General features: G+C 42.0%; 15 protein-coding genes. All 15 read right to left on the reverse strand.

Going from position 1 to position 14,817, the window contains the following annotated elements; all coding sequences use genetic code 11:
• Window positions 1-208 precede the first annotated feature (208 nt).
• A complete protein-coding gene (locus B9T36_RS00455) occupies window positions 209-406 on the reverse strand; it encodes a hypothetical protein (RefSeq protein WP_004693376.1) in 198 nt (65 codons plus the stop codon).
• A gap of 44 nt (window positions 407-450) precedes the next feature.
• The gene (locus B9T36_RS00460) at window positions 451-678 is read right to left on the reverse strand and encodes a hypothetical protein (protein ID WP_004693379.1); all 228 of its coding nucleotides are present in this window, start codon (window positions 676-678) and stop codon (window positions 451-453) included.
• Between the two features lie 106 nt (window positions 679-784).
• Window positions 785-1,000 (reverse strand): cold-shock protein, encoded by a 216-nt coding sequence (locus B9T36_RS00465; protein ID WP_004693381.1) that lies wholly within the window; start codon window positions 998-1,000, stop codon window positions 785-787.
• Window positions 1,001-1,653: 653 nt separating this feature from the next.
• Window positions 1,654-2,151 carry a hypothetical protein gene (locus B9T36_RS00470; protein ID WP_086207643.1) on the reverse strand — a complete coding sequence of 166 codons (498 nt, stop codon included), beginning with the start codon at window positions 2,149-2,151 and terminating at the stop codon, window positions 1,654-1,656.
• Window positions 2,151-2,447, reverse strand: coding sequence for a DUF6527 family protein (locus B9T36_RS00475; protein ID WP_086207644.1), 297 nt, complete (start codon window positions 2,445-2,447; stop codon window positions 2,151-2,153). Before B9T36_RS00475 ends, B9T36_RS00470 begins: the two co-directional genes overlap by 1 nt.
• Window positions 2,448-2,951, reverse strand: a complete 504-nt coding sequence (locus B9T36_RS00480; protein ID WP_086207645.1) for a lysozyme — start codon at window positions 2,949-2,951, stop codon at window positions 2,448-2,450.
• Window positions 2,938-3,213: a hypothetical protein gene (locus tag B9T36_RS00485; RefSeq protein ID WP_139841330.1), complete on the reverse strand. Its 276-nt coding sequence runs from the start codon at window positions 3,211-3,213 to the stop codon at window positions 2,938-2,940. Before B9T36_RS00485 ends, B9T36_RS00480 begins: the two co-directional genes overlap by 14 nt.
• A gap of 60 nt (window positions 3,214-3,273) precedes the next feature.
• On the reverse strand, window positions 3,274-3,504 hold the full coding sequence (locus tag B9T36_RS00490; protein ID WP_004980417.1) for a hypothetical protein: 231 nt from the start codon (window positions 3,502-3,504) through the stop codon (window positions 3,274-3,276).
• On the reverse strand, window positions 3,497-5,506 hold the full coding sequence (locus B9T36_RS00495; protein WP_086207646.1) for a hypothetical protein: 2,010 nt from the start codon (window positions 5,504-5,506) through the stop codon (window positions 3,497-3,499). The genes B9T36_RS00490 and B9T36_RS00495 overlap by 8 nt, the downstream gene beginning before the upstream one ends.
• A gap of 13 nt (window positions 5,507-5,519) precedes the next feature.
• Complete coding sequence (locus B9T36_RS00500) at window positions 5,520-5,912, reverse strand: hypothetical protein (protein WP_086207647.1); 393 nt, start codon at window positions 5,910-5,912, stop codon at window positions 5,520-5,522.
• The gene (locus tag B9T36_RS00505) at window positions 5,909-6,199 is read right to left on the reverse strand and encodes a hypothetical protein (RefSeq protein WP_086207648.1); all 291 of its coding nucleotides are present in this window, start codon (window positions 6,197-6,199) and stop codon (window positions 5,909-5,911) included. Before B9T36_RS00505 ends, B9T36_RS00500 begins: the two co-directional genes overlap by 4 nt.
• Complete coding sequence (locus B9T36_RS00510) at window positions 6,199-7,452, reverse strand: hypothetical protein (protein ID WP_086207649.1); 1,254 nt, start codon at window positions 7,450-7,452, stop codon at window positions 6,199-6,201. The genes B9T36_RS00505 and B9T36_RS00510 overlap by 1 nt, the downstream gene beginning before the upstream one ends.
• Window positions 7,453-7,504: 52 nt before the next feature.
• Window positions 7,505-11,116 (reverse strand): hypothetical protein, encoded by a 3,612-nt coding sequence (locus B9T36_RS00515; protein WP_086207650.1) that lies wholly within the window; start codon window positions 11,114-11,116, stop codon window positions 7,505-7,507.
• Window positions 11,106-11,519 carry a hypothetical protein gene (locus B9T36_RS00520; RefSeq protein ID WP_086207651.1) on the reverse strand — a complete coding sequence of 138 codons (414 nt, stop codon included), beginning with the start codon at window positions 11,517-11,519 and terminating at the stop codon, window positions 11,106-11,108. The genes B9T36_RS00515 and B9T36_RS00520 overlap by 11 nt, the downstream gene beginning before the upstream one ends.
• Window positions 11,519-14,785: a tape measure protein gene (locus tag B9T36_RS00525; RefSeq protein ID WP_139841331.1), complete on the reverse strand. Its 3,267-nt coding sequence runs from the start codon at window positions 14,783-14,785 to the stop codon at window positions 11,519-11,521. The genes B9T36_RS00520 and B9T36_RS00525 overlap by 1 nt, the downstream gene beginning before the upstream one ends.
• Between the last annotated feature and the right edge of the window lie 32 nt (window positions 14,786-14,817).

Here is a 14,817-nt window from a genome sequence, read left to right on the forward strand (position 1 = left end):
TTTACATGCAGCACAAAAATAATTCTAAAAACAATAAAAAAATTTAAAATAGTCAAAATAGTATCAACAACATCATTGTGTATGATACTAGTTAAAACAATAGATACAAATAAAATAAAAACTAACATATATGATTTTAAAATAAAAAAAACAGGTTTAATATATTTTAAATCAAATAAAAAATTCAAATTTTCTTTATATATAGACATTAAATTAACTTAAAAATCTTACTACTTTCAAGGCTCTGAAAAAACATTTCAAAACTAGGGCGAATATCCTCACCTTCAAAAGTAATATATTTTAAATTTGAGTGATCTTGTAGGTCTACAATAGACTTATCAACTGTTGCTAGAATATTATATTCAGTACCAAATTGATCTTTTACGGTAACTTCTTTTTTTAACATAGATGGATCCTTAATTTAAATTATTTAGAAATTATATAACTTGATTAAATTACTTTATAATTTAACTTAAACATCTGATTTAAAGACGTATAAAAAGTTCTTCCATCTAGGTTCAAATCAACTTCTTTACCTGATTGAAGAAGTATTCGCTTACCCACTTCTATAGTTTTTAACCCATTACGAGTATTTTGTATTTTATTTAGAGGGATGAGCGACACTATAATTTCTGTACCATTTTTTGATTTTGCAATTAAATCGTTTATTTTTAACAACTTGTATCCTATTTCTGGAGGTTTTCTCGATTTGAAAAAACTTTAAAACTAACTTTCAATTTATAAAAAGCACTGTTTAGTGCTTTTTATTACTGTCAATTATTGCTTAGATAGCAACAATATTTACAGCATTTGGTCCTTTTTGACCTTGAGCTACACTAAACTCAACCATTTGGCCTTCAAACAGTGTTTTGAAACCTGAATTAGCAATTTCGCTAAAATGGGCAAAAACATCTGGACCTGATTCTTGCTGGATAAAACCGAAACCTTTAGTTTCGTTGAACCATTTTACAGTACCTTTAACAACATTCGAGTTTGACATAATAAATCCTACTGATTTTTTAATAATTGTGAGTCATTTGATTGACTGTTTATAACTTTGAAAATAATAAATTTTGAGACTTAAAATCTGAAAAAACGAAGGATTATGACTAAAACTGCGATGCTTAAAGAAGATTTACCGAAACAAGACTTTTTTCTAGTTAAGTTAACTATACACTAAAAATTAATTTAATCAAGTTCTTTTATATATATATTTATTTACCTTATATTTTTTTGATTTTTACAATAAAATTAAACCTTTATTGTAAATACAGTAAGATGTTGTTACTCTGAAGCTCAGCAATATTGATAAGTAATGAATGCGATTTTATAACTCTGTAATAACAATTCTAGTTTTTTTAGTTTCGGGAATGATGATTTTTTCCCATATACAAAGCTCATACCACCCTGCAAACTTTATTACTGCATCTATTGATAAGTAATTAAATTAAAAATCAATCAGATGCTTAAACACTTTTAGTCGTATCAATCTATTAATTAAGAACGCTTATTTCGCTCAAGATAAAACTTATACCAAAGCCCTCACTTAGAGGGCTCCTTCAATTCACGCACTGCACACATACAGTGACATGAACATTTGTTGAAATCGAATGCGCTGTGCACCCTGAAAGCAGGATGCACAACTTTTTTATTTCATTCAGGCCAAGACCTACTTAATCGTTCGACATCAATTGCGTGGCCATCTGCTTTTTCTGCCATACTTCGATATTCTGCTGTGCAAGCTTCGAGTAATTCACCGTTGGTAATGGTGTACTCAATGATGGTTTGACGGGGAGCTGAGGACAGACGTTTGTTTGCTTCACTGAGTTGCTTTGACAACCCACTAGCAGCCAAGTCAGCACTACGAGCGGCAGCATTCGCATCTTGTATTTTTTTAATCGCATTTTGTTCTACCTCAATATATTTATCTGACCAAGCCTTTTCAGTAATAGCCTTCTGTTCTTTGGCTTTTGTGATTGCGGTTTCATAAGGGGTAATTGCTTCCGCGACACGCACGTCACAATTCGCTTTTGCTTTATTCAAATCACCTGTCAGTGAATTGGATTGCCATATCTGAAACGCGGCATAAATTAAAAGCACAATGATTAATGTCCAGCGTTTATTGTTCCAAATCCAATAAAGTAACGGCATCAGAATTCCTCCACGTCAGGGAGGTCCACTGTTTGCCCGGCTAATCCATGATGGCAATCAGATAAGAATTGGATTTTTCCATCCGTGACAAAAGAATGACATTGGCTAGGGTGGCCTTGATTCACCATTAAGCTTGGGCTAAATGTTGGTTTCTCTAAATCGCCATTGAAATCCCAACGAATTTTATGTTTTGGATCAACATGAAATGGATGCAAGGTTTTACAACCAGGACATTCAATAAAATAAATACCGTTAGACTCAAGAAGCACATTGCTAACTTTTTTAAATTCACCCATCTACTGCGCTCCCATACATTTCGAATGACGCTCAACCTGACGAGTCCAAACCCCATAACAATTGTTAGATCGAACCGAGCAATCACGTTTGGCTACGTACTTCCACTTGAGTAATGAATCACATGCCTGTTTGTACTTCCCTGCTTTCAAGTTTCGAAGCATTGAGGATTGGTTCCAATTTGCTTGACCAAAGTTATATGTAAAGTCGAGATATACGTCATATTCGACTTGAGATAACTTCACGCTCTGGAGTGACTTACGAAAAGGAATTTCATCTTTGGACACATGAGCTTTCGCCCACTCTTGTGCTGTTTTTCGCGTGATGAGTGGATCGGTCATTTTGATCACTTGTCCATTCGGTTTTACTGTTGACCCAATACCTTGAGTCACTACGCCCCCAGTATCTTTATAAGGCTTTGCCGAATAGCCTTCGTGTATTTCTAAACCCGTAAAAAAAGCAGCCGAAGCTGCTAATAATCCGACTGCAATTTTAGTCTTTGACATTACATTCCCCATTTCTTTTGCGCTTTTCAAGTTCGTGAATTTCTTGTTCGCGTCTGTCTTTGCGTTTTTGGAATTGGCGATTAGAAAGGAAATTCATCAAGCTGATAAGTAAACCAGCCAAACCAATCCCCACACCAATCAAAAACCCCCAATCCCATGTTGCTGCCCATGACACAAGTGTTACACCTGTGCCTGTTGCTGTTGCCGCCTTCCCTGCAATTGCTGCTGAAGTTTCAGCTACTGCAGCTGTTGTCTCTGACATTTCGCCCCCTAATTTTTTGGCAATAAAAAAGCACCTTTCGGTGCCATATACTTTCTAAACTTAAACTTCGATTTGAATTACTTCACCTAATGGTGCGAGCCGTTTGATCTCACCATCAGATACAAATACGGTTGCTCCTAAGTTGTAACGTGTTGAACTGGTGACAAGGTTTAATCCGGATCCTCCCACCACTAACACTTTGTAATTAGGGTGATCCACACTGGTAATGGTTCCTACAAACTCTGCTGCTGTAGGAAGTAAATCAATTAAACGTTGTAAGGCATTACTCACGATTGACGCGCTCCACTTTCACGGTTTGATTGACCACTGCATGACTGAACGAGACGCTGACACTATCTACAATGCCCCACCACTCTGTATTAAAAGCAAGCACTTCTCCTGGCACACATTCACCCACTTCAGGCGAAATCGGCATGCTGTAGGTATGCGTCTCAACCATCCCGGCTTTTGCAAGTTTAGCTTTACCATACGCCGCCATGCTGACATGGTTAAACAATGGATTATTTTCAGGTTGAAGTAATGTATCCGCGCTGGTTCCAGTGCGTTTCACTTGAGCGACTAATGCCTTTCGATCATTGGTCAACGTGATGCCGTTGTAATCTGGATAGATCTGGTAATCAGTCGACTGACTCACCACTGCAGACTCAGGCAATAAGCGATCATATTCAGCGATTGACAGCACATCCCAAAAGGTCTTTTTATAAAGCGGTTTAATGGTCAGGATATTGCTACCCTTTTCGCTATAGATAAACCCACCACCACTTTCAACTACCATCTTGATGGCATCAATTGGTGCTAAATTGGAATAGCTTAAGGATTCACGCTCAACGATCCAGCCCAAGGCATCAATCAACTGCCAATTCAGTACCGTATCGCTAAACACGCGATCCAACTCTGCTTGGCACAACTGGACGGAGGTACGATCATTCTCTTGTAAGAATGAGCGTAAAGGCGCTGTCGGTGCTGCAAGTAGTGCTGTTTGACTGCGACCAATTAAGGTATAGGTGTCTTGGGCGAATTTACGAGAACGTCGACGGTTCTCAAGCAACATTTGATGTTCTGTACCATTCACCATAATTTTTAAAATCACAGGTTGACCATTAATCGGTTCAAGTTTGCCAATCTCAGCAGCTGGTACGGTCAAACTATAGGACCAACACCAACAGCTGCGATCGGTACTGTAATTCCCGTCATAGACTTCAATCTCTACGCCATTGTCGAGACGTGTCACAGATAAACTATTCAATATGTACCACCACTCACGATTTGGTATGCCAGGTATGCAATCATCTGCACCGAAGTTGAGTGCAACATTGTGTGAATCCACCTCATGGCAGAGGCATATAAAATTCAGATCGCCTGTACCTTCATACTGGGGAATCTCAGGTTCTGGCCACGGTTCAATTGGATGCTTGCGATAATGTATTGATTTGGCTTTATCCCAAGGAATTTCGTCCTGTGTGACCAGCTCTAAGCCTTTATCCCAATCAAAGCTGAAGCGCTTTTCAAAGATATGCGCAACTTGATGTGAAAACGAGATGTTGCGCCGCTTTCGGATCATCTCCTGATGCGACAATTCACGATTCAATCGAAGTTTGATTGATTCAGCAAAATACAAATCACGCGCAATACGAATCTTCAGATTTTCTTGCCAGCGAACACTCTGATTAAGATTAAGCTTTACGCCTTGATCAAATACTGCATAGATAGATTCAGATAAAGTTAGTGAGCGCTGAAAGCCAATGTCATTACCATGGTTCACCACCAATCCACGGTCGTAAAAAAAGGTGTTATTTGACACCCTGAGTACTGGTTTCGCCCATGGTATTTCCGTTGATCCAAGCTGAGTGATTGCACGCTCAAAGACAGCACTAAATCGCAGCTCAACGCCGAGCTGATGATTGATATCAAACAAGGCTTGAAAGGCTGGATTGAATGACGTATTGATCACTGCATCAAGTGCACAATACGCATTAATCCCCACCACGTTCAACTCAGGGATAAACCCTGTATTGATAGTGGCTTCAAGCGTTGCTGTTTGCCCTGAAACGGCATGAAAATCTGCGTGAAATGAGACATTAATTTCAGCTTCAAGTGCATTAAAGTCGAAACTTTGTGTCTGAAATAAAGCCAAAAAGGAAGTATCAATCGTGGCTTCAAGTGATGCAAGGTTTTGTTCATCTGCACCAAAGTTAAGATTGGTAGAACCTGTCGCAAGGTCTTTAAAATCAAGATTTACATAATGTGCATCAGGTGGAATATAGTTCGCCACATGTCCACCTCTTTTATGTAGATGGTTTGAGGATCAATGAGTTCATCATTAAGGTGCTACCCAAAACCAATTCAGGATTAGCCAGCTCTATATCAGTTCCCACTGTGAAGTCTGCAACGGCTTCACCAGCACCATTCAGCAAGCGTGCCCAAGTTGCTACACCTGCTTTCGTTACCGTTGCCGCATCAGTTTGATTGAGCTCAATACTGTCTGCGTGTAGGGTTTTAAAACAAGGTTTTGGTAAAGTAAGAATGACCAACTTAGCTGTATTATTAGCAGCCACTGCCACAGATGCAGGTTTAGTATCATCATAAAAAACAAAAGAAGCATTTGAGCTTCCTTGATCGAGGTATGTGGCCAACGCTTGCAATTGCACAAGACTGGCTTTGAGTGAGGGTTGAATCATTTCGGCACCACGTTATCTTGAATGACTGCGTTATATTGATTTTGCGGATGATGAGCTACGATAAAAAACTTAGTTTCTGTTAGATGATCGAACTCATAATTCCCGCTACTGTCTGTTTGAGCATCAGCGATTAGCCGTCCTGATAATTTTTCAAAAAGCCTAACCCGGCATGGAATCGGAGTGTTTTTTTCAGACACCTTGCCTTTAATTGATAGACCCTTGTTGCTTGTTAACACTAAGTCTGCATTAGGACAAAGTGCTGCTACCACCTTAAGACTTAACAACACTAAAGCTCTCCAATTTTTAGAACAACTTGACCCGCACTTGATTGCGCTGAAGCGGTAATTGCAATAAAAAGCTGCCCCTTATTTTCAATGATCTGTAGATTTGTGTAGGGAGATGCTTGATATAGCCAGTACAGATTTTTCAACATGCCCCTTAGTACGTCTTCATTGATATAGACAGGACTAAATGGCGCAATACTATTCAATGCTACACTACCAATATAATTGGTCGCGCCAGAATTGATGGTGCTTGCAGCCCCCAAACCAAAGCATGATGCCACTTTAAACTGAGCTAATTGACTATAAGCACGCTGAAGAAGCAAGTAAGTCCCACTACTTGATGTCGTCGACATAAATGATGATCTTGTGGAGCTTGAGCTGGCAGCTCGATAATCATATGTTGCTGAAAGAAAGTTTGTAGCAGAATCACTTTGTAATAGAGAGTCGAAAGCTCCAAATCCATAAGGGTTTTTCACAACACTGTCGATATTGGTTGCAGGTAATATATAAAAATAATCGGTACTCCCGACTAATATCCACGTTCTACTACCACTTGCGGGGGTTGTTGTTTCATTAAAGGAAGCATTTGCAGCAGCGTTTGTTGAGTAATACCACTTCGCCCACCCATTAAGTACCGCCGTACCCGTTCCTGTTCCCACCCAATTCTTATCAACGCTTGTTGAGTCGTAAGGCGCTTGTACGCCTAATAGCGTATCAATCCCTGTCATATCCTCAACAATGCCCACCTTGGCAAATTTGGCATATGTTGCTGTATAAGCAGGATCAAGTTCATCGACCACACGTAAAAATGGTCGACTTGGTAATAATGTATTCTTCGAGCGATAGGCAGCTTTGCCGCCCCCGTTAACATTCGTGCTAGAGAATGGCTTCTCCCACCCCAATGATGGCAATGATGCTGTAATTGAACCTGTAGCTGTTGTTACGCTTGGCGCACTTGCCAGTTGAAAAGTCACACTCGTTGCATTCGGTACCGTCAAGATACGATGCTCACCGTTATATTCAGCTTGATTCGCACCCGTGATTTTAAGCACCTGGTATTGCATCAAGTTATGTGAAGCACTAAACACAGCTGTTACTGTTGTTCCCACTGCTGTCAGTGTTGATACGATCCCAAGACTGATCCCGTTGACCAAGCACGCATCCAAAACACCAATCATTGAACCGAAAACGTTTTGAAGCTGTGGCGTGTTGTTATTGCTCTGTACGTAAAACTTAATATCTGTGCTTGCAACCATTTTGATTATCCATAAAAAAAGACCGCCGAAGCGGTCATATTTGAATTAAAGATTAAGCCACCCGGTCAATGTCACCGCGTAGCATGATTTGGAATGAATCAGACAGTACTGTTGGCTCTGATTGCTTCACAGTGCGAATCACCCAGACTGGATGATTGGCTGCAATCGTATTAAAACGCAGTACATTGCCACTTGCCCAACCATTGCCCCATCCTTCCTTTTTGATGGTGAAGTACGGCGCATTAGTCACTGGGTTCATAGGGGTGCAATCCGTTGTAATAACACCTGTATCAATCTGACCAGAATATTCACCGATGATCCGAAACGCTGTGGTACTTGTAAAAACAATCGCCCAACGCTCCTGAATATTGCCTTTGTTGGTGACTTCAATTGGATATAGCGTATCGTTATAGTTGGCTGAGATGGCCGCACCAGTAGCCTCATCATTCCAAATGCTATCCCAAGTCGACTGCACAAACTTTAGGGTGTAACGCGCTTGCATATCACCAATCACTAGTGCGGAACCTACAATAGTATTGCTTGGATCATAATTGTGGGTCAGTGGTTTTGTGAAAGTCACTTGCCCATTGATTTTGACATCGCGAACTAACCCCATATCCTGATAGCGATACTTGGCTGTCAATGGTCCAGTCAAATTACCCAAAGCAAAATCACCATTTAAAGTCACTTTGCCGTAGTCATAATCTACTGTATAAAGATCAAACGAGATCTTAATGCCGTCAGCATCTTCAAGTTCACACCAACTGATCCGCGCATCACTCAATGGGTAGGTTTGACCAGCAATATAATCAGGTAATTCCTGCGTCTTACTCGCACTCACAATCCCAATCTCACCCGATCGGAAAATCGGCACCCGACCATCAATTGGTAGGCGTACTGCGGATAAACCCAGCAACTCAGCATCAATCGGGATATAGCTATAACCGACTGCGCTGTATTTGATGGTTTCAGGCAGGACCATAATGGGCTTGTGAATCCACTGTTTGCCATCTTTGGTATATTCAAGTTCGACTACATACCAATCTTGCGTCATGATTTCAGCACGATTGGCAGATGTAATTACTACTTTTTCACGGAATACAAACTGGCCATAGCCTTGCTCAAAGTTAAAGAAGCCATCACACTCTGCGGTATCAATCGTACCTGAGCCATCAGGCGTGATATTTAATACCCCGCCTTCCACCTTGGTTGCTGACAAGGTTAAGGACTGCGCCCGAATAGGAATCATCGGTGCGCGGTAGGAAACTTGGTTTGTTTGAACATTCTCCAATTGAGTCACCAAAGTCTCTAGAGTTGGGTTATTTGCCCCACCTACATCCCATGCAGATAGCTCTACTGCCCCATTTCCATAATGGATCTGACCTGCAACGGTTCCCGCACCCGTAGTTACCGATGGATTACGATAAAGCGATCCAAGTTTATCGACATAAGTTGAGCTCGCTAATGTAAAGCGAACTGAGCTGGCGAGAATCTGCTCTGCAAAACCCTCAGTTAAATCCGTTTTTAATATAGTGCCGATTACTGTATCCGACCAAGTCGCAGCACTGGAACTGTCTCGATAAGACACACTCACCGTCACCGCAGTCGCAACTTCATTCAGACTCAGGGTGTAGCTCTCCGTTGTATTTTTATACTTGATTGTTGCTCCAAGCATGCCGGCTGCAATCGCCTCTGCACTGGTGTTGTACTGACCATAATAAGCCTGCACGATCTTCTCACGCTCGATCGTTTCAAGCGTAGTGCTTGGAGTGATACTCATTGTGCGCGATGCATAGTTGATCGTGCCTTGTTGTTGCCCTGAACCGTTAAATAAGCGTCCAGTAGTAGCATCAACTGGCATATCATGCAGTTCCACTTCACCCGTGTAAGTCATATATTTTACAGGTACACGTACTTTCACAGATTTTGGGATCAATGCTGCGGATCCGTTATCCAATTCAATCGAGATCGTGCCACTGGTCGGCACCGCAGTCACTTGGATTGAAGACTTAGTTCCTTTTTGCCCGGATACATTAAACGTGGTACCACCATTGGGCAACAGTGTCGGCATTAGCTTGGCTACACCGTCAGCATAGTCAATAGTGCCAGTTGCATCCCCTGTAAACTGCCCTTGACCATTATCAGTTGCTGTTTTAGACACACCATTTAGCAACCACCCCACAGTCAGTGTGCCCGCAACAATCGAGTCATTCACAGGGATTTCAACATAAGCCTTATTGATGGTTAATCCTGAGCGCTCTTGGGCTGTAATCATATTACTCCATGTCATCAGGATTGCACTGCCAACATCAGCAAGTTCACCTGTGGTGAGTGACATGGTACCCGTATCGTAATCAATGCTGCCCGAGCCAAAGGAAGAATCAGAGCCTTTTAACTGCCCTGCACCATTGTCCCGAAGCGTATAGACTTGGTTCTGCACCAAGTAAGACACTTGTAAACTACCCGGAGATGGCAATGGGACCAAATTACGTAACCAAGTGAAGCTGATGTTTTCCTGATTGACATAAATTAGCTCTGATTCAACGGGAGCTGTTACCGCAGCCGCTGGAAGAAAGTTAATCGTTAGATTGGTGGTACCCGTCCCAGCATTCGCATTCCACGCAATGGATCCGTTTTGATAGTTAATTGTGCCGATCGACGTACCAGCGGCATTTTTAAGCTCCCCCCCCACGTCAGTAATCGCGGAGCCAAACAACGTGAATTCCACAGACTTTGGCATGACAGATGAGCCGAGATACAACCCGAGCACTGTATTAATGGTGACATTACTAAATGTCTTGGTTAACACATCATCTTTAGCTTTCACCAAGGCAACTGAGTCACCCGCTGCATTGATATTTATCATCGCGGTTTCTGTCTGTGCTGAGGGAACCAACTGTGTGTAGACACCCTCTGCAACGACAGAATAATCACCGACTTGAGCAGCTTCTTTGAGGTTTGCGCTCGAGTAGTACTTACCCGTATCTGCGACAATTGTATCCCGAAGAATAGTCGTGCTCTTTTCACCGCTATACCATTGCTTCGCTGACAGACCCACAAAATCGGCTTTCAATGCATCACTGAGGCCATAAGTGGCAATCTTATATTCAACTTGCTTACCATCAACCATGAAATAAGCTGTTCGTGTCGTTACCTCGGTAATGCGCAAGTATTGCTCAATCTCTAAGGTTTTACCCTCATTGGAGATTAATACAATAGATGTTCCGATCGACAACTCGGTTTCTTGTGTTGCAAGCGCAACTTGCAAGAGTTTCATCCCTTGCCAATGCGTGTCTAATGGTGTGCCTGCTACCTGTGCACCTTTAGCCAAATAGTTTTCAATTCGGTTTTGCGCACTAGTACGTTCATCTGTCCAACTGTCTGTGCTGAATAACACGGCGGACACATTGGGATCTTGTGCATTTTGAGAGATGAATACTGTCGCCCCCATCAAAGCATCGGTATCAGCTGTATCCACTGCAGCATAAATCTTTTGAATAGATGTACGACCCGTGGTGCGATCAAGCTCTGAAATATCATTGAACAGGTTATTACTTTCACCATCAACAATTTCACGGCCTGAGTACTTCCCCCCTCCATCATCAGCATCTGTACGAATGCGTTCTGACTCAAGGAGCTTTAAATTATTGGTTTCAATTGTCATCGCTTACCTCAATGAATCGCATGGTGACGTTAAAATAAGTATTAAGTGATGTTGCTGGGGTGCCTTTGACTGTAGAGCTTTCCAGCGCACCGTCTTTATGATTCCAAATCACATTGAACTCACGTTGATCATGTGGCCACTCAAACTGAAGCGTGAATTGCTCTTGCAGGTTTTGCCACGCACGAAGCGTGTTCAAATCTCTCAACTTGATCCAACCTTTGGTTTTATTCGCTGGTTGCAATGTGATTGGTCGACCTGCTTGCTTGCGCCCTTCTTGGATAATCAAGGCACCACTGATGGCATATTCCTGGTTCTGCTCGATCTCAGCCCAGTTTTCATCAGACCAAAAAAAACCATCCTCAATTTGGATGGTTTCCGATGTTGTTTTACGCATTAATTGCATTACGATCTTCCTTTAATTGCTTCAAGTTCTCGCATCATTTCCTCAAGAGCTGTGGCTTGATCGGGTGCCGCTGATACTGTTGCTGTCTGCCCCGTCCCCATATCAATTTTGATTTCCACACTTTGCTTTGTCTCCATACCTTCCATTGGTTGAATATCAAGACTAGTCGCGATAAGTGGTGCATCAGGCACGGCGGAAATTTGCTGAGCTGAATCACCGCCATTCGACAGTAATGAAGCATTACCACCACCTGAGCCACGTGATTGAGATTTCGCATTCAGCTCATCCGTACGCGCTTTCATTTTGGCTTTAAAATCATCCCAGTGGTCATTGGTGGCTTGCTGCTCAGCACTGATCTCAGGTTGCTCACGTGAAGTCGCTTGGCTGACTTGACTCACACTACGCTGAGTCTCGATTGCTGCTTGCTGGATCTCGCCAAGTTTAGTGACTGTGGCTTTGCCTGTGGCATCGAGTTGGACCTCAAGTCCCAAATAAGCAGCCTTAGCTTTAGCAGCCGCAATCAGCTGAGCATTTCCAGACGCCTCTGCTAAGCGTATCGTTTTTTCATATGCTTGCTGTAATCCCTCCTGAGTCGCCTCACCACTTTTTATTGCGGTATCAAGATCGGTTAGAGCATTAGTAGCTGCCAACTCAAGCTGTTTCTTTGATTGGATCCCAAGTCGCTCCATTGCTGCTTCAGCAGGGCTTAGAGCGGCAGGCAATTCCTGGCTAGCACGCTTAATGGCTTGCAAGCCCATCTCAACTTGTGAAGTTGATAATTTGCCTTGTTCACCAAACGATTGAAGCTTGGCTTTGGCTGCATCAAGCTCGACTTGAGATTTAGCACTTTCAGTCCATTTCTGCCAAGCCTGGTATGTTACTTCGGCCGCTTGTTGACCGGTAACACCCAGTCCATCCAACCCAGCAACAAAAGCATCAACATTATTTCCACCTTCTTTAAACTTTTCAGAAATCCTGTTTAGTGATACATCAAGATCAATCCCAAGGGCTGTGGCGGCTTTACGAGCCTTGTCTGTAGCATTGACCTGAGCTTCTGTTGATATCACAGCATCCGTCATTGCCTTAACAACAACTTTCCCTGCACTATCAAATTCTGCCTGCAAGCCTTGAGCCGCAAGCTGAGCATTTAACGCTTTGAGTTGAGCCACTCCTGCTGCATCAGCAGATTGAATTGTTGCATTTGCTATTGCTTGCGCTGCTTCAATCTTTTGCTGTGTAATTTTCTGGCTTTCAGCTTGATAGGCCTTTTCTTTAGAATCAAGCTCCGCAAGGCCTGCCACGGCGGCATCTATAGTGGATTGATTTCCTGATTTTCTTGCATCTTCTAACTGTTGATTTAATTTGATTCGCTCATCACTGATAGCCCTATAATCGCTTTTATGCTTTTCCTCTTGGGTTTTTAACTGCTCAAGCGTTTGTTGGTTATCAGCTATACGCTCCTGATTTTTCTCCTTGTCTGTTTTACCAATATTCTGAATTGTTTCAATTGTTTTAGATTCGAAATTCTTGGCACCATCAAATCCTTTGGTAAAGTATTCGTCAGACTTGGCTCTCATTGCTTCCATATCAGCAATGGCTTTTTCCTTCACCTCACCCCATGACAAAATTGACTTAAGTTCATACCAAGCTGAAGCCAAACCATAAAGAGTACCAGTAAAGAGATTCACTCCAATCCCGATGGTTTTGAATCCATCATTTAAAAAGCCTAATGCTATATTTAGAAGATCAATGAACTTTTGGAATCCACTAACTTGCTCACCAGCAGGATATAAGCCATTTGTAAACCCAAGAACGGTTGATAAGGCATCGCTAAAGACATCATGGAATGCTTCACCGACCTCTAAAACCGTATTAAAAAGAGTCTTGATGGTTTCATATACACTGAGAAGAGTGGCTTTTAATGAATCAATCGTGCCTTGATCATAAATGTTGCTGTAGTATTCTCCAAAGCGTGTAAATCCATTACCAATATCCTCAATAATCGGTTTTAATAGGTACATATTGTCGGCAAGAGTTGATAGCCACATAGCTACTGTTGCTGATGCACTGTTAGATTGATCCATTTCACCAATTAAGATCTGCCAAGACGTTGCAATCTTCTGAAGTGCATTAGTGATAGTGGTTGGAAATTGATCGTAAGTCTTTTGGACTTCACTGGCCTGTCCTTGCAAAGCTTTTACCACTCGCTCTGCTGAAAGCTCTCCATTTTCAGCCATCTTGCGAAGTTCACCAGTGGTAACACCTAAGCCTCTAGCTAACGCTTCTGCAACACCGAAGCCATTCTCCATGATTGAGTTAAACTCTTCACCCCGAAGAACACCGCCCTGCATCGCTTGAATGAATTGTTGTACCGCCGCCTCACTTGCTTGGGCTGATCCACCACCAATCTGAATGGCCTGAGTAACAGTTTTAGTTAAATCTAATGCTTGTTGCTGGGTCATCCCCATGTCTTTACCGACAGCATTTAAACGAGTAAACAAACTGCCTGTAGCATCAAGACTGGAGTTCGTCATCAACGCAACTTGGTGTACACCAGCCATTGCTGATGTGAAATCACCACCTTCTTTGGTGGCAATGTTGATACGCGCTGATAGATTGGTATAGGTATCGGCTGTTTGAGCTAATTCACGTATTCCAAGCCCAACACCTAGTGCCGCCATAGCTCCAGCAAGAGCATTTACAGCAAACTTTGCACCATTCAATCCTTTCTGCGCGGTCTGTGCCGCTGTATCCGTATGCTTTAAAGAATTATTTGCCTTACCTACTTCTGTGTGAAAATCAATAAATGCACTTTCAGCCTGTTGAACTTCTTTCTCAAGTTGGTCTACTTGCTTTTGTGCAATCTCAATATCTGCAGGAGTAGTTTTTGTTTTTGAAAAAGCCTCAAGTCTAATCTTTGCTTTTTCTAAATCTGATTTTAAGAATGCCAAAGCTTTTACAGACTTATTACCAAAATCAGTGAAGTTACTTGCAGCACTTTTGGCGTTATCTCCAGCATCGCGAATGATTTGAGTTGCACCGCTTAAAGATTTAGTTAGGCCATCTGCCAATTCCTTGCTTTTCTCTGGGACAATACTCCCAAGAGTCTTAGCTGTATCAGTACTTGCCTGCTTCAGCTGATCTGCTTCAGCTTTGATACTGTCAAAAACCTTTTTAGTAACGGCTTCAGATTGCTTGGCAGCGGCTACAAGGCCTTTACTATCACCATCCATGATTAATTTGAAAGTTAGATTTTTTCCAGACATGAATTTTCCTTTAAACACAAACATCTACATAC

The sequence above is a fragment of the Acinetobacter sp. ANC 4204 genome, from assembly GCF_002135205.1.
In the GTDB taxonomy this organism is placed as follows: Bacteria; Pseudomonadota; Gammaproteobacteria; order Pseudomonadales; family Moraxellaceae; genus Acinetobacter.